The 23,158-nt window shown below is 27.5% G+C and carries 27 protein-coding genes; 11 read left to right on the forward strand and 16 right to left on the reverse strand.

Annotation, left to right across the window (positions count from 1 at the left end):
* Nucleotides 1-3 precede the first annotated feature (3 nt).
* The 3 genes from Q0776_RS02925 (at nt 4) to Q0776_RS02935 (ending at nt 2,277) form a co-directional block, all read left to right on the forward strand.
* Nucleotides 4-375: an STAS/SEC14 domain-containing protein gene (locus tag Q0776_RS02925; protein ID WP_298364874.1), complete on the forward strand. Its 372-nt coding sequence runs from the start codon at nt 4-6 to the stop codon at nt 373-375.
* Between the two features lie 65 nt (nt 376-440).
* Nucleotides 441-872 carry a dUTP diphosphatase gene (dut, locus tag Q0776_RS02930; protein ID WP_298364875.1) on the forward strand — a complete coding sequence of 144 codons (432 nt, stop codon included), beginning with the start codon at nt 441-443 and terminating at the stop codon, nt 870-872.
* 40 nt (nt 873-912) lie between these two features.
* Nucleotides 913-2,277 (forward strand): HAMP domain-containing sensor histidine kinase, encoded by a 1,365-nt coding sequence (locus tag Q0776_RS02935; protein ID WP_298364878.1) that lies wholly within the window; start codon nt 913-915, stop codon nt 2,275-2,277.
* Here the strand turns inward: Q0776_RS02935 and Q0776_RS02940 are convergent, their stop codons facing one another.
* The 6 genes from Q0776_RS02940 to recA form a co-directional block, all read right to left on the reverse strand.
* The gene (locus Q0776_RS02940) at nt 2,278-3,216 is read right to left on the reverse strand and encodes an ABC transporter ATP-binding protein (protein WP_298364879.1); all 939 of its coding nucleotides are present in this window, start codon (nt 3,214-3,216) and stop codon (nt 2,278-2,280) included.
* Between the two features lie 9 nt (nt 3,217-3,225).
* Nucleotides 3,226-4,185 carry a succinylglutamate desuccinylase/aspartoacylase family protein gene (locus Q0776_RS02945; protein WP_298364880.1) on the reverse strand — a complete coding sequence of 320 codons (960 nt, stop codon included), beginning with the start codon at nt 4,183-4,185 and terminating at the stop codon, nt 3,226-3,228.
* Nucleotides 4,175-5,050, reverse strand: coding sequence for a 30S ribosomal protein S6--L-glutamate ligase (rimK, locus tag Q0776_RS02950; RefSeq protein ID WP_298364882.1), 876 nt, complete (start codon nt 5,048-5,050; stop codon nt 4,175-4,177). The genes Q0776_RS02945 and rimK overlap by 11 nt, the downstream gene beginning before the upstream one ends.
* 1 nt (nt 5,051) lies before the next feature.
* The gene (locus tag Q0776_RS02955; protein WP_298364883.1) at nt 5,052-5,498 is read right to left on the reverse strand and encodes a RimK/LysX family protein; all 447 of its coding nucleotides are present in this window, start codon (nt 5,496-5,498) and stop codon (nt 5,052-5,054) included.
* Between the two features lie 169 nt (nt 5,499-5,667).
* Nucleotides 5,668-6,090 carry a hypothetical protein gene (locus tag Q0776_RS02960; RefSeq protein ID WP_298364885.1) on the reverse strand — a complete coding sequence of 141 codons (423 nt, stop codon included), beginning with the start codon at nt 6,088-6,090 and terminating at the stop codon, nt 5,668-5,670.
* Nucleotides 6,091-6,092: 2 nt separating this feature from the next.
* Nucleotides 6,093-7,103: a recombinase RecA gene (gene recA, locus Q0776_RS02965; protein WP_298364886.1), complete on the reverse strand. Its 1,011-nt coding sequence runs from the start codon at nt 7,101-7,103 to the stop codon at nt 6,093-6,095.
* 97 nt (nt 7,104-7,200) lie between these two features.
* On the opposite strand from recA, the gene Q0776_RS02970 reads away from it, so the two are divergent.
* From Q0776_RS02970 to Q0776_RS02980, 3 genes are read left to right on the forward strand one after another with little or no spacing between them, the layout of a single operon-like run.
* Nucleotides 7,201-7,713 carry a DinB family protein gene (locus Q0776_RS02970; RefSeq protein WP_298364887.1) on the forward strand — a complete coding sequence of 171 codons (513 nt, stop codon included), beginning with the start codon at nt 7,201-7,203 and terminating at the stop codon, nt 7,711-7,713.
* A 10-nt stretch (nt 7,714-7,723) separates the two neighbouring features.
* Nucleotides 7,724-8,065: a cupin domain-containing protein gene (locus Q0776_RS02975; protein ID WP_298364888.1), complete on the forward strand. Its 342-nt coding sequence runs from the start codon at nt 7,724-7,726 to the stop codon at nt 8,063-8,065.
* A 9-nt stretch (nt 8,066-8,074) separates the two neighbouring features.
* Nucleotides 8,075-8,488 (forward strand): ACT domain-containing protein, encoded by a 414-nt coding sequence (locus Q0776_RS02980; protein ID WP_298364889.1) that lies wholly within the window; start codon nt 8,075-8,077, stop codon nt 8,486-8,488.
* Nucleotides 8,489-8,524: 36 nt separating this feature from the next.
* Here Q0776_RS02980 and Q0776_RS02985 read toward each other — a convergent pair whose 3' ends face one another.
* The 8 genes from Q0776_RS02985 to Q0776_RS03020 form a co-directional block, all read right to left on the reverse strand.
* On the reverse strand, nt 8,525-9,238 hold the full coding sequence (locus Q0776_RS02985; RefSeq protein WP_298364890.1) for a 3-ketoacyl-ACP reductase: 714 nt from the start codon (nt 9,236-9,238) through the stop codon (nt 8,525-8,527).
* Nucleotides 9,239-9,614: 376 nt separating this feature from the next.
* Entirely contained in the window at nt 9,615-10,043 is a 429-nt protein-coding gene (locus tag Q0776_RS02990) for a DUF1801 domain-containing protein (protein ID WP_298364891.1), read from the reverse strand.
* Nucleotides 10,043-10,624, reverse strand: coding sequence for an NUDIX domain-containing protein (locus Q0776_RS02995; protein ID WP_298364893.1), 582 nt, complete (start codon nt 10,622-10,624; stop codon nt 10,043-10,045). Before Q0776_RS02995 ends, Q0776_RS02990 begins: the two co-directional genes overlap by 1 nt.
* Nucleotides 10,617-11,072 (reverse strand): GNAT family N-acetyltransferase, encoded by a 456-nt coding sequence (locus Q0776_RS03000; protein ID WP_298364894.1) that lies wholly within the window; start codon nt 11,070-11,072, stop codon nt 10,617-10,619. Before Q0776_RS03000 ends, Q0776_RS02995 begins: the two co-directional genes overlap by 8 nt.
* Nucleotides 11,073-11,075: 3 nt before the next feature.
* Nucleotides 11,076-11,990, reverse strand: a complete 915-nt coding sequence (locus tag Q0776_RS03005; RefSeq protein WP_298364895.1) for a cation diffusion facilitator family transporter — start codon at nt 11,988-11,990, stop codon at nt 11,076-11,078.
* Nucleotides 11,991-12,089: 99 nt separating this feature from the next.
* On the reverse strand, nt 12,090-12,527 hold the full coding sequence (locus Q0776_RS03010; RefSeq protein ID WP_298364897.1) for an RpiB/LacA/LacB family sugar-phosphate isomerase: 438 nt from the start codon (nt 12,525-12,527) through the stop codon (nt 12,090-12,092).
* A gap of 867 nt (nt 12,528-13,394) precedes the next feature.
* On the reverse strand, nt 13,395-13,799 hold the full coding sequence (locus tag Q0776_RS03015) for a hypothetical protein (RefSeq protein ID WP_298364898.1): 405 nt from the start codon (nt 13,797-13,799) through the stop codon (nt 13,395-13,397).
* A 174-nt stretch (nt 13,800-13,973) separates the two neighbouring features.
* On the reverse strand, nt 13,974-14,891 hold the full coding sequence (locus tag Q0776_RS03020) for a diacylglycerol kinase family protein (RefSeq protein ID WP_298364899.1): 918 nt from the start codon (nt 14,889-14,891) through the stop codon (nt 13,974-13,976).
* A gap of 111 nt (nt 14,892-15,002) precedes the next feature.
* On the opposite strand from Q0776_RS03020, the gene rnr reads away from it, so the two are divergent.
* From rnr to Q0776_RS03040, 4 genes are all read left to right on the forward strand, one after another.
* Complete coding sequence (rnr, locus tag Q0776_RS03025) at nt 15,003-17,213, forward strand: ribonuclease R (protein ID WP_298364900.1); 2,211 nt, start codon at nt 15,003-15,005, stop codon at nt 17,211-17,213.
* A gap of 61 nt (nt 17,214-17,274) precedes the next feature.
* Entirely contained in the window at nt 17,275-17,949 is a 675-nt protein-coding gene (locus Q0776_RS03030; RefSeq protein ID WP_298364902.1) for a head GIN domain-containing protein, read from the forward strand.
* A 106-nt stretch (nt 17,950-18,055) separates the two neighbouring features.
* Nucleotides 18,056-18,253, forward strand: a complete 198-nt coding sequence (locus Q0776_RS03035) for a twin-arginine translocase TatA/TatE family subunit (protein WP_298364904.1) — start codon at nt 18,056-18,058, stop codon at nt 18,251-18,253.
* Between the two features lie 296 nt (nt 18,254-18,549).
* Nucleotides 18,550-21,129 carry a TonB-dependent receptor gene (locus Q0776_RS03040; RefSeq protein ID WP_298364907.1) on the forward strand — a complete coding sequence of 860 codons (2,580 nt, stop codon included), beginning with the start codon at nt 18,550-18,552 and terminating at the stop codon, nt 21,127-21,129.
* A 76-nt stretch (nt 21,130-21,205) separates the two neighbouring features.
* Here Q0776_RS03040 and Q0776_RS03045 read toward each other — a convergent pair whose 3' ends face one another.
* Both Q0776_RS03045 and Q0776_RS03050 read right to left on the reverse strand, forming a co-directional pair.
* Nucleotides 21,206-21,523 carry a heavy metal-binding domain-containing protein gene (locus Q0776_RS03045; protein WP_298364909.1) on the reverse strand — a complete coding sequence of 106 codons (318 nt, stop codon included), beginning with the start codon at nt 21,521-21,523 and terminating at the stop codon, nt 21,206-21,208.
* Nucleotides 21,523-22,446, reverse strand: a complete 924-nt coding sequence (locus tag Q0776_RS03050; RefSeq protein ID WP_298364911.1) for an SPFH domain-containing protein — start codon at nt 22,444-22,446, stop codon at nt 21,523-21,525. The genes Q0776_RS03045 and Q0776_RS03050 overlap by 1 nt, the downstream gene beginning before the upstream one ends.
* A 233-nt stretch (nt 22,447-22,679) precedes the next feature.
* On the opposite strand from Q0776_RS03050, the gene Q0776_RS03055 reads away from it, so the two are divergent.
* The gene (locus tag Q0776_RS03055) at nt 22,680-23,156 is read left to right on the forward strand and encodes a (2Fe-2S)-binding protein (RefSeq protein ID WP_298364912.1); all 477 of its coding nucleotides are present in this window, start codon (nt 22,680-22,682) and stop codon (nt 23,154-23,156) included.
* The last annotated feature ends 2 nt before the right edge of the window (nt 23,157-23,158 follow it).

Consider the following 23,158-nt stretch of genomic DNA (forward strand, 5'->3'; position numbering starts at 1 on the left):
AATATGATTGTAGAAAAATTTAATAAAATTTCATATTTATTAGAAGTTACATATAGCGATAATGTATCAGCAAAAGAAATTATTGATTATATAAAAGCTACCAAAGAGAATAATGAATATCCAAGAATTTTAAAAATTATTTCAGATGCTAAAAAGGCAACATTTAATTTTTCAATTGAAGAACTTGAACAAATTGTTAAAGAAAATTACAAATCTTTAGAAAAATACAATAAAATAATTGACGCAATTATAGTTGATAATCCTAAAAATACCGTTTTAACCGTTTTATATAAACGTTTTTTTAATACCGAAAAATATAAATTTGAAATTTTTGCAACTAAAGAAGCTGCTTTAAAATGGTTAAGTTTATGGTAAACATTAAAAATTTATAATAGCTCCTAAACAAATACTTTATAAATTAATTGAATAAATAATAAAAAATGCAAATACAAATCATTAACAAATCGAAACACGAATTACCAAACTACGAAACTATTGCTTCTGCAGGAATGGATTTACGTGCAAACATAGATAAAGCTATAACCTTAAAACCATTAGAAAGAGCTATTGTAAAAACAGGTCTTTTTATCGCTTTACCAGTAGGTTCAGAAGCGCAAGTTCGTCCTCGTAGTGGATTGGCAGCAAAAAAAGGTATTACTGTTTTAAATGCTCCTGGAACTGTTGATGCAGATTATAGAGGTGAAATTGGAGTAATTTTAGTTAACCTTTCTAATGAAGATTTTGTAATAAATGATGGTGAACGTATTGCGCAATTAGTAATTGCAAAACACGAACGTGCCCAGTGGGATGTTGTTAATGTTTTAAGTGAAACTGAACGGGGCACTGGTGGATTTGGGAGTACCGGAGTTTAGAAATTTATATAGCTTAACATAAATAAATAACTGAAAAATAATGATAAATATTGATGTAAAAACCTTGTTTATTTTCTCTGCAGCAGCAAATATATTTATCATTTCATTATTTGCTACTTATATTAAGGTATATAAAATGAAAAATCCAATTATTAATATTTTTGTTTTATCAAGAGTATTAGGTATTGTATTTTTAATAATGCTCTCATTACGAAACAGTTTGCCAAGTCATTTAAATATTATTATTAATAGTACAGTTTATCTTTTTCTTGTGTATTACGAACTTTATTGTATTTCTTTTATTGAACGAGAGTTTAATTTTAAGCACTTTAAGCGCTACCTATTAATACCATTTATTTTATCTATTATATCTTATTTTTTTATTACCATTTCCGAGAGCAACAGAATTGCTATTATGTCGCTAAATGTAGCTACAATGTATGGATTATCTAGTTATTTACTATTAACAGAAAAGGGGAAAACTAAAATACAATACTTAACAGGGTACATATTTGCAATAATTTCTTTACTAATTTTAACACGTAGTTATGGAGCTCTTAGCATTAAGGAAGTTAATATGTATTCAATGAATTATCTTATGGTAATTCCGGTTATTTTTTACTTAGTGCTAAACTTAATTTTTCCATTGCTTTTAATTTTTATTCTGAAAGAAAAAGACAATATAAAATTAAATGAATTGGTAAAAAGTAAAGATAAATTTTTTTCACTTATTGCACATGATTTAAGGGGTCCACTTGGAGGTCTTCAGCAGATTGGAGAGCTACTTTGGTTAAATAATATTAATGATGAAGTAAGAGAAAAACTAACCAAAACTCTATATCAAAATAGTAAAAATACCTTTAACCTTTTAGATAACTTATTAAAATGGTCAAATGCTAACACTGGATTGATTATTTCTAAACCTAATAACCTAAATATTCAGGAAATTATAGCTAATAATATTCGTCTTTTTAAATCCCAAACTAAATTAAAAAACCTTACGTTAAATTGTAATTTTAAAGACAATTTGTTTGTTTATGTAGATTCTGATATGATAGATACAGTTATTAGAAATCTTATTTCAAATGCTATAAAATTTACGCCTAATAATGGGAAAATTGAAATTGCTTTAGATAACGTTGATAAAATTAATAATATATGTACAATTGTTATTAACGATAATGGAATTGGCTTAAATAAACGTTCTCAGTTAAAAGTTTTCGAATTGGATTCTACAATATCTACTTTAGGAACCAATAAAGAAAAAGGAACTGGTTTAGGATTAAAACTTTGTAAAGAATTTCTATTATTAAACAAAGGCGATATTTGGATTGAAAGTAAAGTAAATAGCGGAACTAGTGTTTATATTTCATTGCCTTTAGGAGTTAATAAAACAGCAAATTAATTATATTTTATTACTTATTTTTATATATACCTGTTGATTAATTTCTAACCTTTTTATACTTTCAAAAAAAATTATTTCATCATTTAACATTGCTTCAATTAGATAGTAACTACCATTAAAATAAGAAGTAATAACTGTTACTTTTTTATCTGATTTTTCAACAATTTTAATTTCATTTGGATAAAAAAGTGTTTTATTTTTTACACCAGATATTTTAGATGAAATAGTATTAATTTCATTAAAAAAAGAAGCTATATATGCATTTTTTGGATGATTATAAATTTCTTCAGGAGTTCCTTTTGCTTCAATTTTAGCATCTTTTAATACAATAATTTCATTTGCAAAAGAAAGTGCATCTTTAGTATCATGTGTAGCTACTAAACACAAAATATTTTTTGTTTTTAAATATTTAAAAAGACTTCTACGAAGTTTATTTTTCCTAAAATTATCGATATGACTAAATGGCTCGTCCAATAACAAAACTTCAGGTTCTTTAGCTAAAACTTTTGCAATAGCAACGCGTTGTTTTTGACCTCCACTTAAGTTTATAACTTTTGTTTTTAAAAAGTCAGTCATATCTACAACTTCTAATAGTTCGGCAATTCTACTTTTTCTATTTTTATCTAAATATGAAAGATTTTTCCCTACATTCTCCTCTACAGTTATATAAGGCATTAAATCGAAATCTTGAGGAAGATACTTCATAAATATTTCGCCTGGAATTAGATTAAACCTAGGTCCACGAAGTTTTTCATTATCCCAAAAAACTGTTCCTTCTTCAATATGCAATAAGCCATAAATAATTTCCAGAAGTGTACTTTTTCCACAACCACTTTCACCTACAATAGCAATATAATCACCTTTATTTGCAGTAAAGGAAATATTATTTAATACTGGTTTTTTGGTATAACCAAACGATATGTTTTCAACTTTTAACATTTAAACAGCTTATTCAAAACCTATATGTAACAATGCATCACCTTGAATTACAACTGGAGAATGATTTGAGTTTAATATGTATCCTTGTTGTGGATTTTTAAATATTTTTTCATATTCGCCATAAGGATCGGAAATACTTCCTAATCTTACTCCCTTTTCAACTTTTTGACCTGCACTAATGTAAGATCTATACATTCCAGAATGATTTGCTCTTATCCATTTTGAACTTTTAATAATAACTGGAGGATTCTCTGGATTAGGGTTTGATATTTTTGAAGAAAAATCACGAAAACCTAAATGGTGCATTACATTAATTGCACCTTGAATACCAACTTTTGTAACAACTTTATCAAAATTTAAGGATTTTCCACCTTCAAAAAGAAGTACTTTTTTACCTAATTTTACCATAGAATTTCTAAAAGTTTTCTCTTGACTTTTACTAAATACAATAAAAGGCGCTCCAAATATCTCGGCCAATTTTAAGGTTTCTTCATCTTTACCATTTATTCTTACTTGAGAATAATTAAAACGTTGAGCACCACCCGTATGATAGTCAATACAAAAATCTACTTTAGGAATTACTTTTGTCATTAAATGATAAGCAAATTTACTTGCAGAAGATCCGGTATTTGAACCTGGAAACATTCTATTTAAATCTCTACCATCTGGAAATTCTCTTGTTTGATTTAAAAATCCAAAAACATTTAATAAAGGAATACAAATAATGGTTCCTTTTTCTGGTTTATGATAACCCGAAGCAATAATTTGACGCACTATTTCAATACCATTAGTTTCATCACCGTGAATACCACCAATAAGCAATAAACAAGGGCCAGGAACTTTTCCTCGAGAAACAATAATTGGAATATCAACTTTTGAACGTGTAGTTAAACGTGCAATATCCATATTAATTGTTACAGACTCTCCTAATCCAACTTTTTGATTTAGAATTCTAAACTCACTCGGCATGACGTTCAATATAATGAATTATTTTTCCAGCAATATCAACACCTGTAGCCGATTCAATTCCTTCCAATCCAGGAGATGAATTTACTTCTAAAATAAGTGGCCCACGTTCAGATTGTAATAAATCTACCCCAGCAACACCTAAACCCATAACGCGCGCAGCTTTTAAAGCTGCATTTTCCTCATCAATAGATAATTTAATTATTTCAGCCGAACCTCCACGATGCAAGTTTGAACGGAATTCACCGTCTTTTCCTTGTCTTTTCATTGCTCCAACTACAACACCATCTACTACAAAAACTCTAATATCTGCACCTTTTGCTTCTTTTACAAACTCTTGGGCAATTACTCTTGCTTTTAAACCATTAAAAGCCTCTAATACTGAAGTTGCTGCCGTTTTAGTTTCAGCTAAAACAACTCCTAATCCTTGAGTTCCTTCCAATAATTTAATAACCAAAGGTGTACCTCCAACATCGTTTATTACATCTTCCACATTTTTTGAATAGTTTGTAAAAACAGTTTTAGGAAGTCCCAAACCTGCCCTAGACAGTACTTGTAAACTTCTTAATTTATCGCGCGAACGCATTAACGCTTGAGATTCAACAGCTGTAAAAACTTTCATCATTTCGAACTGGCGAACAACCGCAGTTCCAAAAAAAGTTACAGAAGCACCAATTCTTGGAATTACGGCATCTACATCTTTTAAAAGCTCATGTTTATATCTTATAGCTGGCTTTTTCTTTTCAATTATAATATCACATTTGGTATGATCTACAATTAACATTTCATGATTTCTCTTTTTACCAGCTTCTATTAATCTTTTTGTAGAATATAAGTTTGGATTTCTTGATAAAACAACAATTTTCATTTTAATCGTTTTTTTTGTTTAATTTTTTAAATGATAGATTTTTCTTTGCGGTATCTATTATAAATTTTTTAGATAAAAATTTTCTTCCTAAAAGAACAGGGTAGGTCATTGATCCACGCTCTGTTAATGACAATTCAATTGGATGAATTTCATTAAAAATAAGAATATCCGTTTTTATTATAAATCTACTTTCTGTAATTCCGTTCGAACTTTTTACGTTTTTTTGAATAAACTCCTTAAATGTAAAGTATTTATCGTGGTATTTGTCATGTTTTGGATCTAAAAATTGACATTTTAATACATTATTAACTATTTCAATATGATGGCAATGAAAACTAGAAGTATAAGCTCCTGTATCTATTTTTATATCAATACCAAATAATTCCAATTTAGGAAAGTCGGCGATATCTGTTCTACCAAGTACTATTTTTATTGGATTCGTTTTCAAAAAATAAAATGTTAATTACCAAAAATATTAAATTGTATTTCAAAATTAAACTAATTATTACTTATAACAGTATAACTGGTATTTAAGCAGTGCTTTTACTGTTTAATAAAAAACAAAACGCCTTAACCAAAAATTAAGACGTTTTGTTTTTTAAGTCTAATCTTAGATACTAAAATGTATGTTCTAAATTATTAAGAATATTATTAAGTTTGGAGCTATTAAATTTTATATCTAATAAATTAATTGCCTTCTCAACAGTACTACAATACTCAACATCTAAAGTTAGATTTTCATCAAACTCAGTTTGCAGTAGGTGCATTAAAGCGGTTATCATAGGTTTATCAACAAGTTGAACAGATCTATGTTTTTTATTAAAAATGTTTTTCTTAATATCAGCAAGCTTTGTTAAATCTTCAATTGTCATTTCCACTTTACAAAACCTTAAATCAACCAATATTTTATCAATAAACTTCCACTCTGGTTTTTGAAGTATATCAAGCACCTGTTCTTTATAAATATCGATACAAAAATCGCCTTCATATCTAACAACTAGTAGGTTTGAATTAATAAAAGATTGATATTTAATAATCATTTCTAATCTTCTTGATTATTAATTGCTCCTTTAATTTTAGTTTCTAATTCATCTGCCAACTCTGGATTGTCTTGTATCAATCCTTTAACAGCATCACGTCCTTGTCCTAATTTTGTTTCGCCATAGCTAAACCAAGACCCACTTTTTTTAACAATTCCAAATTCAACAGCTAAATCTAAAATTTCACCAGTTTTTGAAATTCCTTTTCCGTACATTATGTCAAATTCTGCAACTTGAAAAGGTGGTGCAACTTTATTTTTTACCACTTTAACTTTGGTACTATTACCAATAACTCTATCGCCATCTTTAATTTGAGTTCTCCTTCTAATATCTAAACGAACCGACGCATAAAATTTTAAGGCATTACCACCTGTTGTAGTTTCAGGATTTCCAAACATAACTCCAATTTTTTCACGTAATTGGTTAATAAAGAATACTGTACAGTTAGTTTTATGAATTGTTCCTGTTAATTTACGTAACGCTTGAGACATTAAACGAGCATGTAAACCCATTTTAGAATCTCCCATTTCACCTTCAATTTCACTTTTTGGTGTTAGTGCTGCAACCGAATCCACAACCACAATATCAATAGCTCCAGAGCTAATTAAATTATCTGCAATTTCTAATGCTTGTTCACCGTGATCGGGTTGTGAAATAATTAAATTATCTACATCTACACCTAATTTTTCAGCATAAAAACGATCAAAAGCGTGTTCAGCATCAATAAATGCAGCAATACCTCCTGCTTTTTGAGCTTCGGCAATTGCATGTAAAGTTAAGGTTGTTTTACCCGAAGATTCTGGCCCATAAATTTCAATAACTCTTCCTCTTGGATATCCACCAACACCTAATGCTAAATCTAAGCCTAAGGATCCTGATGAAATTGCATCTATATCTTCTATAACTACATCTCCCATTTTCATTACAGTTCCTTTTCCATAAGCTTTATCTAATTTATCTAAGGTAAGTTGTAACGCTTTTAATTTTGCTGCTTTTTCTTTGTCTTCTGCCATAAGTCTGTATAATTTTTTTAAAAAATGATTGTTGCTAAAATATAAAAAAGTATTGAGTATATTTAGAGATTATTTATTATTTATTAACTGTTTTAAAATGAAAAAATTACTACTCTTAACAATTTTTACTATAATGATTATTAATAAGTTACAATCTCAAAACGATGTTAAATCTGCTTTCTTACTAAAATGGGATAATTCTAAAAATTATTTATTAGAAATGGCAGAATTAATGCCTTATGAAATGTATGATTTTAAACCAACTGAACGTCAAATGAGTTTTCAAGAACAATTGCTTCATATAAGAAGTAATATGGTTTGGTTAAGCGAAAAATATTTTATGAGTGAAGGTGAAAAATCTGATAAAATAAATCCAAATTCTAAAGAAGAAGTAATTCAACATTTAACAGCTTCATTTAATAAGGTTTCAAAATTAATTAAAACCATTTCTTTGGAAGATTTAACCACTGAAGTTGATTTTTTTGCTGGACCAAAAAGTAAACTTCAAATTTTAAATTTATTACAAGATCACGTAACGCATCATCGCGGACAATTAATTGTATATTTGAATTTAAATACTATTGAACCTCCAAAATATAGAGGTTGGTAAAACTATAATTATGAAAAAATCATCGCTTTCAGAAAATATTACCTATAACTCAAATAAAGCTACAATTTCCGTTTTATTTGAAACCGAAACTACCAAAGAAATTAGAATAGTTATGAAAAAAAATCAGGTTATGAAAGAACATAAAACTTCTTTTCCTATAACTGTTGAAATTTTTGAAGGAGCTATTAATTTTGGTGTCGATGGTACAATTCATAAATTAATTAAAGGAGATTTAGTTTCATTAGAAGCTAGTATTCCTCATGATTTAGTGGCTGTTGAAAATAGTATTGTTCGTTTAACATTATCAAAACTAGATTCTGTAGATCGTGTTGTAAAAGTTTCTGAATCCTAAACAAATATTATGGCTGGAGAAACAAATTTAGAAACTCTTATAAAGGGAATGAAACCCATATTAAACACTGGAGATTATGTATTTTGCACAGTTAAAAATTTAGAAAATATAAACCGAAATGATACTGTTTGTGAGTTTAAAGAAATTGAAGGTACAACCATTGTAATTGAACGAAATAAAGCAGATATTTTAAAATTGAAGTATAATTATATAGCTTCTTGGATTACATTAACAATACACTCTTCATTAGATGCCGTAGGCTTAACAGCTTTATTTTCTAATGAATTGGCTAAAAATAATATTAGTTGCAACGTAATTGCTGCTTATTATCACGATCATATTTTTGTTGATAAACATGATGCTCAAAAAGCAGTTGAGGTTTTAAAAAACTTATCTAAAAAAACCGACCTCAACTTATTATAAAATTAAGGTCGGTTATATAAAATTCTAAAAAACTACTTATGGATTTGTAGACCACAATGAAGCATTTGCCAGCATTGCTCTTCTTGGTAATTTTAATCCAGCTACAATTAATTCAGCAAAATCTTCAGGCTGTAAAACTTTTTCAGGATTTCCATCGGTAATTCCTAAATCCAAAGTCATATCCGTAGCAATTGTACTTGGTGTTAATGTAGTAACTCTAACATTATTTTTACGTACTTCTTTCATTAAAGATTCAGAAAAACCAATAACTGCAAATTTTGAAGCTGAATAAGCAGTTAGATTTGCATTTCCGTTTAATCCTGCAGTTGATGATACATTAATAATATCTCCTTGATTATTCTCTAAAATATATGGTAAAACTTCTTTAGTAACATAATACATTCCTAAAACATTTACCTGAATCATACTTTCAAAAACACTCACTTCCATTTCGCCAAAAGGTCCAAAAGCAGCAATACCCGCATTGTTTATTAAAATATCTACACCTCCTAAATTAGAAATAATGTTTTTAATTCCTGTTTTTACTTCTTCGTAATTTCCAACATCAAAAACTTCGTAAACAGCATTTACTCCCAAAGCTTTTATTTCTTCAGTAGTTTCTTTTAACTTTTCTTCATTTCTTCCGGTAATGGCAACATCAATTCCTTCTTTTGCAAACGCCAATGCTGTTGCTCTACCTAAACCTCTACTTCCACCTGTTATAATTGCCTTTTTATTTTTTAATTCCATTTTTTATATAATTTTTTTCAATATTATTTCTAACGAATTTCAATACCCAAAGTTGCAATTTTATTACTTCAATTTTTAGTTTGAATATTAATCTTCCAAAATTATTCATTCTATTTAAATTTACTATTGACCTATTTCAATTAATTTTAATGAAAGCTGCATAAACATCAAATGCTCGGATGTATTTTCATAAAGCTTGTTTTCTGTACAAATAAAAGTTCAAAGTCACCAATACTAAATACCCTATTGCTAAAATTAAAGGTTTAGATTCTATTGGTAATATTTCGGCAGGAACATCAAGATGCAAATGCACATATATTGCAACAAACATCATTACGGAAACTGTTAAAATGTTGTCAACTTGAACTTAAATTAATTACAAACCTAATAATGTTAAATGCTTTATTTTATGATAGTTAAAAGCGGCCGAAATACATTTTTTTAATTCTTTTTTCGGAATTTCTTCATTTAAATCGAAAATGATGGCTCTATTTCCTTCAAATTTAAGTTTGTTTTTAAAAACCGTTTTAAAAGTAGGAACCAACTTACTTGTACATTTAAAATACATAGCATATTGAGTTGGTGTTTTCTTTTTCCAATCAATTCTAATTGTACTTCCCTTTTTAACAAGATAACTGAGCTCACCCCATTTTAATGTTTCCTCAATTTCTAATATTTTATTATTTTCTAATGCAGTTTCAATAATTAAATTTCTAAGATATTCTATTTTAGGTTTTATAGTATGAGGATAATTATTAAAAACTAAATCAACCTTTGGGTTTCTATTAATTTTTAACTTATCCATTATAATAACTTATTTACTTGGGCATATTGTAACAAAACAACTGTTTTTGCATCACAAATTTCACCTGTTGCAACCATTTCAATTGCTTTGCTAAAATCTATTTCCAATACTTCTATTTCTTCGGTTTCTTCTTCTAAACCTCCACCATCGCTAATTTTCATATCATTGGAATATTCAGTAATAAAATAATGTATTTTTTCAGTAACTGCACCAGGTGTTGAATACAAAACAAAAACCTGTTTTGGTTCTGCAATTTTATAACCAGTTTCTTCTTCAGCTTCATTTTTTATACAAGTTATTGGATCTTGCTCGTCTAACAAACCTGCACAAACTTCAATCATCATTCCATCATCATTTCCATTTAAGTAACTTGGTAATCTAAATTGTTTTGTCAGTACTACTTTTTTTTCTTTTGAATTGTATAACAAAATACAAGCTCCATCACCTCTATCGTAACTTTCGCGTATTTGTTCTTGCCAATTTCCATCTTTTGTTTGAAAATCAAACGTTACTTTATCTAATTTATACCAATCGTTAGAAAGGTTTTTAGTATTCTTTATTTTAACTTTTGGGTTACTCATTTATGTTGAAATTTATCATTGCAATATGCGGAATTCCATCTTCTAAATACTCCTCGCCTATTTGCTTAAAATTGTGTTTTTCGTAGAATTTTTTTAAATATTTTTGAGCTGATATTTTTATTTTTTTTTCTTTTAAAATTTCATTTACAGCCTTTATTGAAGCTTTAAAAATTATATGACCATAACCGTTAATTCTTTCTTTTTTTGCAACAACTACCCTACCTATACTAGCATTTTTAAAATAATCACCCGATTTAAAAATACGTGTATAAGCAACTAATTTTTCTTTTTTAAAACCTAAAACATGTATTGCTTTTTGATCTTTAAAATCAATATCTTGATACACACAATCTTGCTCTACAACAAAAACTTCACTTCGTAATTGTAATAATTGATAAAGCTCTTCTTTTGTTAATTGAGAAAAGGTTTTGGTAAAAATTTGTAACATTTATTAATCTTGTTTTATCAATTCTTTTAAATCATCTCTGTTTATTTCTGGTTGTAAATTTGAGTGATTGATATGAAATTTTTCTAATAATATTTTTTCAACTTTTTCGCAAACTAAATCAAATTGAGATAATTTAATATCTTTATTAAATTGCAAATGAGCTTCAAAATGACAATCGTGATCGTTTAATTGCCATATATGTACATGGTGTATATTTTTAATTTCTTCTACTTTTAAAACTTCACAAACAACTTCATCTATATTTATATGTTTTGGTGCAAAAAGCATTAATACTTTTGTAGAATCAATTAAAATACTCCAACTCATATAAATTAAATAAACAGAAATTACTAGCGTTAAAATTGCATCAACCCAATAAATTTGATAGTATTTCATTAATAAACCACCAATTAAAACAGCTACAGAGGTAAGCATATCGGCTAATAAATGTAAATAAGCCGATTTCATATTTAAATTATGGTTGGCATCTTTTTTTAATAAAATTACACTAAAACCATTTGCTAAAATTCCTAAAATTGCCATCCAAATTACTAAATTACTATTAATAGTTTGTGGATTACTAAAGCGTTTAATAGCTTCAATTCCTAAAAATATAGCAACTACTATTAAAGAAGCTGCATTTATAAATGCAGCAATAATTTCAGCACGTTTGTAACCAAAAGTATATTGTTTTGTTTGCTTTTTACTATTTGTTAAAATATTAGCTATATAACTAATTATTAATGAAATAACATCAGAAAAATTGTGAACAGCATCAGAAATTAAAGCTAAACTTCCAGATAAAAATCCACCAATTATTTGTGCAATGGTAATTACAATATTTAATATTATTGATATTAATAAGTTTTTACCTGATAATGTTGGATGATGATGGGTATGATTATGATTTTTTGACATTTATTAATTGTAAGTCTTTACTAAATTAAAAAAACTGCAACACTAAATTAAGCATTGCAGTTTTTATATATAATAATTTATGTTATTATTTTTTTAAAATTAACAACATTTGGTTGGTATTTTATCTATACGTGTTTTATGACGTCCACCTTCAAATTCGGTATTTAAAAATATATCTACAAAACCTAAAGCTTGCTGTAAAGAAACAAAACGTGCTGGAATAGTTAATATATTGGCATCATTATGTAATCTAATTAATTCAACAATTTCGTTATTCCAAACCAATCCGGCTCTAATACCTTGATGTTTATTAGCCGTCATTTGAGCTCCATTACCACTTCCACATAATATAATACCATATTTAGCTTCACCACTTTCAACAGCGTCTGCAACTGGATGAATAGCATCGGAATAATCCATACTTTCATTTGTATCGGTTCCAAAGTTTAAAACTTTAATACCTTTGCTTTCTAAATGTTTAATTATTTCGAATTTGTACTCTGTTCCTGCGTGATCATTACCAATTGCAATTACCATAATTTTTATTTTGTTAATAAGTTTGGTTGCAAAAATACAAATTCACGGTTATTAACAGTAAAAAAAGTAATTGTTAATAGAAATTTTTAAAGAATTGATTTACAATAAATTTACATTTTATTAAGATTGTGGATAAGTTTATATCTAAAAAAGAAAACTATTTTTTTAAAATTCAAAAGAAAAGCTTAATGCAAAAACAGCTATCAATTATCCAAATTTATTTATTGATATTTTAACTTAAGTTTTGAACAACTATTTTAATGGTTATTAACATTTATAAACAGTAATTTTATACAATAAATTAGGTAATTAACACTATTAACAAACTGTTGATAACCTATATAATTTTATTGATTTTTAAGCTATTATAAAATAACAACTTGTTAGTACATTTTAATAACTGAATAATCAAAATTTATTGTCAAGTTTTTATGCCTCATATTAACACACTATAATAACAAAAAATATTTTTTAAAATTTTTAAAATTCTTTTTATAATATATATATATGTTGATAACTATAAATTATTTTAAAAACTAACTTTGAATAACAGAATACTATTATAATTTAATAGTAAGTTTAAAGGTACTTGATGGTAACGAAACAGTTTCTATACTATCTTCAGAAGTAAAAGAATTATTAATACTCTTTACAGTGAAAAAAATTCCTATAAAGAATATAATAAGAAATAAGATAATAATTTTATATAATCGTTTCATTAATAAGTTGTTCTATACCTATAAAGACGTATTAATTTAGTATTTGTTACATTTTTTTTAAGAAAATTTTAACTTTTTAAATAATATAAAAAAAACGCCTTCTTAAATTTATAAAGAAATTAATATGAAGACGTAAATTTTAAATTGATTAATTAGTAACTTTTATGGTAACTTCATCAAATTGATTTTGGCAAACTCTAACTTCATCTGTACCCTTACACTTACAAGAATAATTTGGTTGAGCTTTTAAAGTAAAGGTTCCTTTCTTAGTTTCTTTTTTAACTTTAACCTTTACACTTTTCTTTTTTTCATCTTTTAGCGTAATTGCTGCTTTTAATGTTCCACCAACTGTCCAAGTTGTACTTGCAAATTTACAATCACTAGTTGATTGTTTACATCCCGAATTTCTTACTAATAGAACATCTAATGTATACGTTTTCGTTTTTCCATCTTTAATAGATTCAACCCCACTAATTGTGCAAACACTAGAACATTTACATCTACAGTTTTCCGATAGTTGTTTTATAGGACTTCTTTTTTTAGTAATTTCCATAATATTTATTTTAATAGTTAGTATTAGTTGTTTAAAAATACAAAAAAGTTAGGTAATTTGTACTTTTATTTATAATACAAGTATTTATAAATCAGTAAAATAAGTGGAAAAACAACTTATATTTAAGTATTCTAGAAAAGAAAAATTAGTGTAAATACCGATATTAAAAAATAGTTATTTAGGAATAATAAATTGCAATGCTCTTGGTACAATAGCAACTGAAAAACTATCAGCCTCAAGCAATTCACCATCAGCCTGCATATATATATTTTCGTTATTTTTTATAGTTACTTTTAAAGTTGAAGTTTTATAAGTATCAATTATTGGTAACTCTGTAACAGTTCCATTAAATATTTTTGAAATATGTTTTAGTACAGTTATTAAGGATACTTTTTTAATATAAGAGATATCAAATAAACCATCATTAGTTTTCACATTTTCAGTTAATTGCATTCCACCTCCAGAATATTTTCCAATTCCAATAAGTAACATTAAACTTTTTCCTGAAATAGAGGTTTTATTAAATTTTATATCTAAATATTTTCGTTTAAAACCCACTAAACTTATTAAAGCTCCAGTTAAATATGCTAAAAATCCTAAGTATTTATATTTATGAACTTTGTTAACAACATGCCCATCAAAACCAATTCCAGCTAAATTATTAAAGTAGTATTCTTTGTTTGAATTTTGTAACATAATCTTTCCAATATCCTGAAAATAGGTATGTTCATCTTTTATAATTTTAATAGCTTTTTTATAATTTATTGGAATATTATAAGTTTTTATCCAATCGTTTCCGGTTCCAATAGGAATCATTCCAACTTTTATTTCTAAAATATTGGAAGGATTTAAACTTAAAATTCCGTTTACAATATTATGTAAGGTTCCATCTCCACCAACGCAAATAAAATTTTTAAAACCTTGATTAATAGCTTCTTGAACTAATTTTATTGCATGTTTTTGATATTTTGTAAATGAAAATTCAAATTCAAAATTTTGAAATAATAATTCATTATAAATTAACGGCCATTTCTTTTTAGAACTTCCATTTCCTGAAGTTGGATTAACAATTACATACCATTTATTCGTCATAAAAAATCATAAATTTTTAAGCAAAATACGAATACATATTTATATAAGCTTTTATTAACATAATCAAGATTAAATATTTGTACTTTTGAGTAGAAATAAAAAATAAATTTAATGTCGAAAAAGAAAAAATTATACAAGAAGAATGGCAATGTTGTTAAGGATTTAACTAGAAAGTTATTACAAATTTTAAATAAATTTTCTGATCAAGGATTTAATTATCGTCAATTAGCTGCAAAATTAGATATTTCAGATGCTAACGGTAGAAATCAAATAATTCAAAAATTAGAAGAATTAAAAGGTCAACAAAAAGTTGAAGAAATAGAAAGAGGAAAGTTTAAAATTGTACCAAAAGATAAATATTACACAGGTGTTTTAGATGCTACTACAAATGGAAATGCCTACTTTATTTGTGATGAATTAGATAAGGATATCTATATTCCATCGCGTAATTTAAACAGAGCTTTAGATAAAGATACCGTTAAAATTTACCTTTACAATAGAAGAAATAGTAGTAAGCAAGAAGGTGATGTTGTTGAAATTATAAAACGCGCAAAAACCGAGTTTGTTGGTGTTTTACAACTTAATAAAAACTTTGGTTTTTTGGTTGCTGATGATGCCAAAATGTACGCAGATTTATTTATTCCAAAAGATAAATTAAAAGGAGCTGAAGATGGTGTAAAAGTATTAGCTAAAATGACCGATTGGCCTGGAAATTCTAAAAATCCATTTGGTGAAGTATTAGAAATTTTAGGAATGCCAGGAGATCACGAAACCGAAATCCATTCCATTCTTTTAGAATATGGTTTACCCTATAAATTTCCAGAAAAAGTAGAAGCAGAAGCAAGTAAACTGTCTTTTGAAATTACTGAAGAAGAAATTTCAAAAAGAAGAGATATGCGTAAAGATTTAACCTTTACCATAGATCCAAAAGATGCAAAAGATTTTGATGATGCGTTATCTTTTGAAGTATTAGAAAATGGTAATTACGAAATTGGAATTCATATTGCTGATGTTTCTCACTATGTTCAAGAAGGAACAATTTTAGAAGATGAGGCTTATGAAAGAGCAACTTCGGTTTATTTGGTAGATAGAGTAGTGCCAATGTTACCAGAAGTTTTATCTAATGGAGTATGTTCTTTACGTCCTAATGAAGAAAAATTAACCTTTTCTGCAGTATTTGAAATAAACGAAAAAGGCCACGTTTTAAATGAATGGTTTGGTAGAACTATAACTTATTCCGATAAACGTTTTGCATACGAAGAAGCACAAGAAATTATTGAAACTAAAGCTAATAAAGTTTCTTCGGAAATTTCAATAACTGGTGAAGCATATGAAGTAAAAGACGAAATTGTTACTGCAATTTTAAAATTAGATCAATTAGCAAAAAAACTTCGAAAGAAACGTTTACAGCAAGGTGCAATAACTTTTGATAGAGTAGAGGTTAAGTTTAATTTAAATGAAAAAGCGGAGCCAATAGGTGTGTTCTTTAAAGAATCTAAAGATGCTAATAAATTAATTGAAGAATTTATGTTATTAGCTAATAGAAAAGTTGCTGAGTTTATTGGCAGAAAAAAAGGAGTTGCTACTAAAAACACCTTTGTGTATCGTGTACATGACGAACCAGATTTAGAAAAACTTGAAAAACTTCAAAATATAGTTAGCAAATTTGGATATACTAATAAAATTGATACTAAAAACAAAAAAACAACTTCAAGTTCTTTAAATCAATTATTAAAAGATGTTCACGGAAAAGGAGAATCAAATATGATTGAAACTTTAGCTGTACGTTCAATGAGTAAAGCAGTATATACAACTCAAAATATAGGACATTATGGTTTGGCATTTGACTATTATAGTCATTTTACATCGCCAATTCGTCGTTATCCTGATGTAATGACACACAGGTTATTACAACATTATTTAGATGGTGGTAAATCTCCAAAAGCAGAAGCATATGAAGAAAAATGTAAGCATTCATCTAATCAAGAATATTTAGCATCAAAAGCTGAACGTGATTCTATAAAATATATGCAAGTGAAATATATGGAGGATCATAAAGATCAGGAATTTGAAGGTGTTATTTCTGGAGTTACCGAATGGGGAATTTATGTTGAAATTATTGAAAACAAATGTGAAGGGATGGTGCGTATTCGCGAAATTAAAGACGATTATTATTTGTATGATGATAAACAATATGCTTTGGTTGGACAATCTACTAATAACTTATATCAACTTGGAGATCACGTAATTATTAAAGTTAAGCATACAGATTTAGAACGAAAACATTTAGATTTTACATTACTTAAAAAAGTTTCTGAATAATTTTATTATTAAAGGCACAATTATTGTTTTAATAGTAAGTTATAAATAAAAAATATATAAGATGAAAAATATAACAATGTTACTTTTTTTAGCTTGTTCTATGGTTTTTGGACAAGAAACAATCACTAAAAAATTAGGAGAATTTAATGAGCTTAAAGTGTTTAATGGTTTAACTGTTGAACTTAAAAAATCGAATGAATCCAAAATAGAAATATCTGGATCTCAGTCTAAAGATGTAACTGTAAAAAATTCGAATGGAATTTTAAAAGTACGCCTTCAATTTCCTGAAAGTTTTATAGCTGAAGATGCGAGAATTGTGTTATTTTATAATGATAATATTGATATTTTAGATGCAAATGAAGGAGCAACTATTATATCGGATAATACAATAAAACAACAACATTTAGAAGTAAAAGTACAAGAAGGAGCAAAAATTTATTTAGCAGTAAACACAAAACATTTAACAGTTAAATCCGTATCTGGCGGGTTAATTGAATTGTCAGGATCTACTGAAAACCAGAATATTGAAGCAACTACAGGTGGAATATACGAAGGTTATAAATTAATTAGCAAGCAAACAATTGCTGTTGCTGCCTCTGGTGCTACAACTGAAGTTTACACAACAGAAATTTTAGATGCAAAGGTTCGTTTTGGTGGTACAATTCATTATAAAGGTACACCAGAAGTGTTAAAAACTAAGAAAATTATTGGTGGTGTAATTAAAGCTAGAAATTAATATTTCCTATATTTTTATTGCCAGTTTTATACTCTATTTACCATTTTATAAAAGTTTCTATTGGTTTTGAATTAATTACTATATTTGTATCACAAAAATTAAATAAATGAACGCATTATATATATTTTTAGGAATGGTTGGACCTTGGCAATGGATTATTATTGGATTAGCAATTTTATTATTATTTGGTGGAAAAAAATTACCAGAATTAATGAAAGGTCTTGGCGGCGGAATTAAAGAATTTAAAAAAGCTACTAAAGAAGAGGATGAAGACGAAGAAGATAAAAAGAAAGTTGAAAAATAATATTTATAAGAAATAAATATTTAACAATATAAAATCGAAATAATTTAAATTATTTCGATTTTTTTTATGCCAAATTTTAAAAGCAAAATATTTCTTGTAGAGCATGCACTATAATAAATGTATTTAATACTATATTAAATGTATACAATACATTATTTTTTAATAGCTGATATTGTTTATTTCTTTTATATGTATATTTTTGCGCACTATTAATATGTAACTAATGTTATATATTAGTTATTAATTTATTGAAACTCAATAAGTTTAACTACTATTATTAATAAAAATTAAAAACAATGACATTAAAAAGAATCTTATTAGTATTGTGTATATCAATTTGTTCTATTTATGGAATTAAAGCTCAAAATGGTACAATTTCAGGAACATTAGTTGATGAAGTTTCCAATGAAAAAATACCATTTGCAACCTTAGTTTTACAATCAGATGGTACAATAAAAGGAGTGAGTTCAGATTTTAATGGAAACTTTTCATTCGAAAAAATAGCAACAGGAACATATCAATTAAAAGCTACTTACATTGGGTTTACTGATAAGGTAATTAAAGATATAAAAATTTCAAAAAGTAATCCCATAATAGATTTGGGAATTATCGCACTGTCTGTTGCAACAGAGGCTTTAAAAGAAGTTGAAATTACTGGCGTTAATAAAACTCAGGTTACTAAAATTGATAGAAAAACATATACAGCTTCGGATTTTGCAACAGCTAAAGGTGGTACTGCAAGTGATGTTTTAAATAAATTACCAGCGGTTAATGTTGCTTCAGACGGAAAAGTTTCTGTTCGTGGAACCGAAGACTTTATGGTGTATTTAAATGGAAAACCAACAAATATGGAGCCTTCAGTTTTATTAGCTCAAATAGCTAGTAATAATATTGATAAGGTAGATATTATTTCAGTTCCAACTGCTCGTTATGATGCACAAGGAAAAGGAGGAATTGTAAATATTACAACTAAAAAGAATGTTGCACAGGGTTTATCAGTTTCAGTAAATGCTTTAATTGGTGGTGCGCCTTGGAACAATGTAACCGATATTTATAGTGGTCACGAATTAAAAGACGATCGTTATGGTGGTGGATTTAATTTATCTTATGGAACAGATAAAATTACGTTGTATGGAGGTTTTAATTACAATAAGAAAAATATTAATGGAAAACGTTCAGGTGAAGCAAGAGTTTTAACTTCTAATGGCCCTGATGAATATTTCCATATGAATGCAAAAAATGGTGAAAGACCAGAGTGGTTTGAAAACTATTCAGCAAATGCAGGAATAGATTTTAATTTAAGCGATAATAACCAATTGTCGCTATCATATTTCTACGGAAACAGAAACGAAGGTAGAGCAGCATATTATATTTATAACACATTTTTTGCTGCTGCTGACCAACAAACAGGAAAACATTCAGAAAGATTTATGTACAATCCAAACGTAGATAATAGATATGGAGAGTACAGCACTTTTAATGTTGATTATTTATCAAAACTTGAAAATAATGCTACTTTTAAAATTGCGGCAGCATATGAAAATTCTGATTTAAGTAGAGAATTAAACAATAAAAATTATTTCTATACATCAAGAGCCGATGTGGATAACGATATAAATAACAACTACGGAAATGCCTACCAATATAACAATTATTCATTATCAGATGATACTCCGTTAATTGGTTTACGTTTTGCTACAGATTATAATAAAGATTTCGAAAATGGAAATACTTTTGGAACAGGTTTACAAGTTCAATATACAAACATTGAAGGTGAATTTAAATTTGAAAATGATTTAGTTGCTAAAAATTTAGATAATGCAATTGATTTAACAAGAACTGTTTATGCAGGTTATGTAGATTATTCTAGAAATTCTGGAGCTTTAAGTTATATTGTAGGTTTAAGAGCAGAATATCAAGACCAAACAATGGATATTGAAGAAACTGATTATGTTCCAATTTTTGGATCAGACTTACAATCAAACTATTCACAAGAAAAATTAGACCTATTTCCATCGGCGCATTTAAGTTATAAATTAAATGATGATAATAAATTAACCTTGGCAGGAAGTAGAAGAATAAACAGAGCTTCTGTTACTAAATTAGCACCATTTTTATACCGTCGTCATTTTGAAGTATATGTAGTTGGAGATCCAGAATTAGAAGCAGAATATTTGAATAATGCAGAAATTAGTTATAATACTTCAGTTGGAAAAAACACTTTTAATTTAACAGGTTTTTATAGAGGAACCGATAACACAGTTTTTAGAGTAAATACCGTAACAACAGCACTTGAAAACCCATCTTTAAATGCTATTTTAGGTGAAGATGTTTTAATTCGTTCGTATACAAATGCAGGTAATTCAACTTCGTTAGGAGCAGAGTTTGATGCAAATATTATGGTGTCTTCATTTGCAAAATTCTTTGTTGGGGCTTCTTTATATAATTATCAAATAAAAGGAGATGTATTTGGATATGATGTGGATCAAAACAGTACAAACTGGTCTATAAAAGGAAATTTGGTTCTAAATTTATCTAAAGAATTTAAATTTAATTATGATTATAGCAGAATATCAAATACTGTTACTTCACAAGGTCAAAATGATGCATTTACTGTTTCAAATATTGCTTTAAATTACCAACCTAAAAATGCAAAGGAGTGGAACTTTTCATTTAGAGGATTGGATATTTTTGCTCAAAACGATCAAGGTTTAGATACCAATGCGTATAATGCAGCTAATGATCAAATCTTTTATCAGGAAACATTATATGAGCGTATGGGACCTGTTTTTGAATTAGGAATAACATATTCATTCAATACAAAAGGAAAGAGTAAGAAAGCAAAAGATTTTGAAGCTAACAAACATTTTAAATAGAGCTTTTAAATTAATTTAATAACAATAAAAAAACCAGCAATGCAGCTGGTTTTTTTATTGTTTCAATCTATAAAGGTTATATTAGAACCGCAGTTCCAGATGCAGTAACCATTAGCATTCCACCATTTTTTCCAACAGTTTCATAATCTAAATCCACTCCAATTACAGCGGTAGCACCAAGTTTTTGTGCTTCTTGTTCCATTTCTTTTAATGCAGTATCTTTAGCTTCTCGTAAAACCCGTTCATAAGATCCAGATCTTCCACCAACAATATCCCTAATTCCTGCAAAAAAATCTTTAAATATATTAGCCCCAATAATGGTTTCTCCGGTTACTATTCCTAAATATTCTTTTACCTGATGAGTTTCAATTGTGTTTGTAGTAGTTACAATCATTATTTTTTATTTTTTTTAGGTGTTTCTTCTTCAGAAGATTCTTGAACTTTATTTGCTGCAACTAAACTAGTAACCATATCATTTAACATATTACTTGCCGCATTTGGATTATTTGGCAACAAAATTAAATTAGATTTTGTATCCGATCCAATACTTTGAAGTGTATCATAATGTTGTGTTATTACAATTAACGCAGAAGCTTCTTGGCTGTTAATTCCTGCTCTGTTTAAAACATCAACACTTTCTTCCAATCCACGTGCAATTTCTCTACGTTGATCTGCAATACCTTTACCTTGTAAACGCTTACTTTCTGCTTCTGCTTTTGCACGTTCTACAATTAAAATACGTTGCGCATCACCTTCATGTTGAGCAGCAATTTTTTCACGATCAGCAGCATTAATTCGGTTCATAGCTATTTTTACCTTTTCATCAGGATCAATATCCGTTACTAAAGCTTTAATAATATCGTAACCATATTCTAACATTGCTTGCTTTAAATCTCGTTGAATCGCTAATGCAATTTCTTCTTTCTTTTCAAAAACATCATCTAATATCATTTTAGGAACTTCTGCACGTACAACATCAAAAATAAAGGCTGTAATTTGTTCATGTGGATTTTGAAGTTTGTAAAACGCATCGTAAACGTGATCTCTTCTTATTAAAAATTGAACAGATATTTTTAGATGTACAAAAACATCATCTTTAGTTTTAGTTTCAACAATAACATCTAATTGTTGCACACGTAAACTTACACGTCCAGCTATTTTATCTACTAGTGGAATTTTAAGTTTTAAACCAGCACCTCTAATACTATTAAATTTACCAAATCTTTCTACAACAGCCATAGTTTGTTGTTTTACGGTAAATAGTCCAGAAGCAATAAGCACTACGATAATAAAAATTATAATATATGATCCAATCATTTTTCAAAAAAATTAAAAGTTAAAATAGTTATTAAAGATACAATTTTTAAAAATCTTAGAAATTGTTATCTATTAATATGTTGTTAATTTTTACAAAATGTTACAAGTTTTAATTGAAATTCTAAATTAGAATTAATTTAAATAGCACTATTTGTTAATTTTAAGTAAACGAAGCATATAAAATTGCTTAATTATTAAGTAAATTTAAGAGATAAATTATAAGTAATTTTAAAATGAAGCAATCTTTTAGTTTTAAGTTAAATGGAAAACCAGTAACTGTAAAGGCCGAAGGTAGTACGTCTTTATTAACAGTTATTAGAGAATATTTAGATGAAACAGGTACAAAGTTTGGTTGTGGTTTAGGCGATTGTGGTTCCTGCACTGTTGTAATTGATAATGAAGCCATACGTTCTTGTATGTTAGCTGTTGAAGATGTAATAGATAATAATATTTTAACAATTGAAGGTTTAGAAGAAAATGGAAAATTGCATCCACTTCAAAAAGCATTTATAGATAAAGACGCCTTACAATGTGGTTTTTGTACACCAGGAATGATTATGAACGCTTATGGGTTATTACTTAAAAACCCGAATCCTACTCGCGTTGAAGTTATAAACGAAATGGAAGAAAATTTATGTAGATGTGGTTCTTATAATAGAATTATTGAAGCAATACAGTTGGCAGGAAAAGAAATGAATAAAAACCAGTAATT

It is taken from the genome of uncultured Lutibacter sp. (genome assembly GCF_947495725.1).
GTDB lineage: Bacteria > Bacteroidota > Bacteroidia > Flavobacteriales > Flavobacteriaceae > Lutibacter.

What these genes read in the sequence shown, in the direction of transcription:
- dut (WP_298364875.1), top strand. Translation starts at nt 441, where the DNA reads ATGCAAATACAAATCATTAACAAATCGAAACACGAATTACCAAACTAC.
- Q0776_RS03050 (WP_298364911.1), bottom strand. Translation starts at nt 22,446, where the DNA reads ATGATTGGATCATATATTATAATTTTTATTATCGTAGTGCTTATTGCT.
- Q0776_RS02990 (WP_298364891.1), bottom strand. Translation starts at nt 10,043, where the DNA reads ATGGATAAGTTAAAAATTAATAGAAACCCAAAGGTTGATTTAGTTTTT.
- Q0776_RS02940 (WP_298364879.1), bottom strand. Translation starts at nt 3,216, where the DNA reads ATGTTAAAAGTTGAAAACATATCGTTTGGTTATACCAAAAAACCAGTA.
- Q0776_RS02980 (WP_298364889.1), top strand. Translation starts at nt 8,075, where the DNA reads ATGGCTGGAGAAACAAATTTAGAAACTCTTATAAAGGGAATGAAACCC.
- Q0776_RS02935 (WP_298364878.1), top strand. Translation starts at nt 913, where the DNA reads ATGATAAATATTGATGTAAAAACCTTGTTTATTTTCTCTGCAGCAGCA.
- Q0776_RS03035 (WP_298364904.1), top strand. Translation starts at nt 18,056, where the DNA reads ATGAACGCATTATATATATTTTTAGGAATGGTTGGACCTTGGCAATGG.
- rnr (WP_298364900.1), top strand. Translation starts at nt 15,003, where the DNA reads ATGTCGAAAAAGAAAAAATTATACAAGAAGAATGGCAATGTTGTTAAG.
- Q0776_RS02975 (WP_298364888.1), top strand. Translation starts at nt 7,724, where the DNA reads ATGAAAAAATCATCGCTTTCAGAAAATATTACCTATAACTCAAATAAA.
- Q0776_RS03020 (WP_298364899.1), bottom strand. Translation starts at nt 14,891, where the DNA reads ATGACGAATAAATGGTATGTAATTGTTAATCCAACTTCAGGAAATGGA.
- Q0776_RS03010 (WP_298364897.1), bottom strand. Translation starts at nt 12,527, where the DNA reads ATGGTAATTGCAATTGGTAATGATCACGCAGGAACAGAGTACAAATTC.
- Q0776_RS02960 (WP_298364885.1), bottom strand. Translation starts at nt 6,090, where the DNA reads ATGATTATTAAATATCAATCTTTTATTAATTCAAACCTACTAGTTGTT.
- Q0776_RS02925 (WP_298364874.1), top strand. Translation starts at nt 4, where the DNA reads ATGATTGTAGAAAAATTTAATAAAATTTCATATTTATTAGAAGTTACA.
- Q0776_RS03000 (WP_298364894.1), bottom strand. Translation starts at nt 11,072, where the DNA reads ATGTTACAAATTTTTACCAAAACCTTTTCTCAATTAACAAAAGAAGAG.
- Q0776_RS03015 (WP_298364898.1), bottom strand. Translation starts at nt 13,799, where the DNA reads ATGGAAATTACTAAAAAAAGAAGTCCTATAAAACAACTATCGGAAAAC.
- Q0776_RS03040 (WP_298364907.1), top strand. Translation starts at nt 18,550, where the DNA reads ATGACATTAAAAAGAATCTTATTAGTATTGTGTATATCAATTTGTTCT.
- recA (WP_298364886.1), bottom strand. Translation starts at nt 7,103, where the DNA reads ATGGCAGAAGACAAAGAAAAAGCAGCAAAATTAAAAGCGTTACAACTT.
- Q0776_RS02970 (WP_298364887.1), top strand. Translation starts at nt 7,201, where the DNA reads ATGAAAAAATTACTACTCTTAACAATTTTTACTATAATGATTATTAAT.
- Q0776_RS02995 (WP_298364893.1), bottom strand. Translation starts at nt 10,624, where the DNA reads ATGAGTAACCCAAAAGTTAAAATAAAGAATACTAAAAACCTTTCTAAC.
- Q0776_RS03005 (WP_298364895.1), bottom strand. Translation starts at nt 11,990, where the DNA reads ATGTCAAAAAATCATAATCATACCCATCATCATCCAACATTATCAGGT.
- rimK (WP_298364882.1), bottom strand. Translation starts at nt 5,050, where the DNA reads ATGAAAATTGTTGTTTTATCAAGAAATCCAAACTTATATTCTACAAAA.
- Q0776_RS02945 (WP_298364880.1), bottom strand. Translation starts at nt 4,185, where the DNA reads ATGCCGAGTGAGTTTAGAATTCTAAATCAAAAAGTTGGATTAGGAGAG.
- Q0776_RS03030 (WP_298364902.1), top strand. Translation starts at nt 17,275, where the DNA reads ATGAAAAATATAACAATGTTACTTTTTTTAGCTTGTTCTATGGTTTTT.
- Q0776_RS03045 (WP_298364909.1), bottom strand. Translation starts at nt 21,523, where the DNA reads ATGATTGTAACTACTACAAACACAATTGAAACTCATCAGGTAAAAGAA.
- Q0776_RS03055 (WP_298364912.1), top strand. Translation starts at nt 22,680, where the DNA reads ATGAAGCAATCTTTTAGTTTTAAGTTAAATGGAAAACCAGTAACTGTA.
- Q0776_RS02985 (WP_298364890.1), bottom strand. Translation starts at nt 9,238, where the DNA reads ATGGAATTAAAAAATAAAAAGGCAATTATAACAGGTGGAAGTAGAGGT.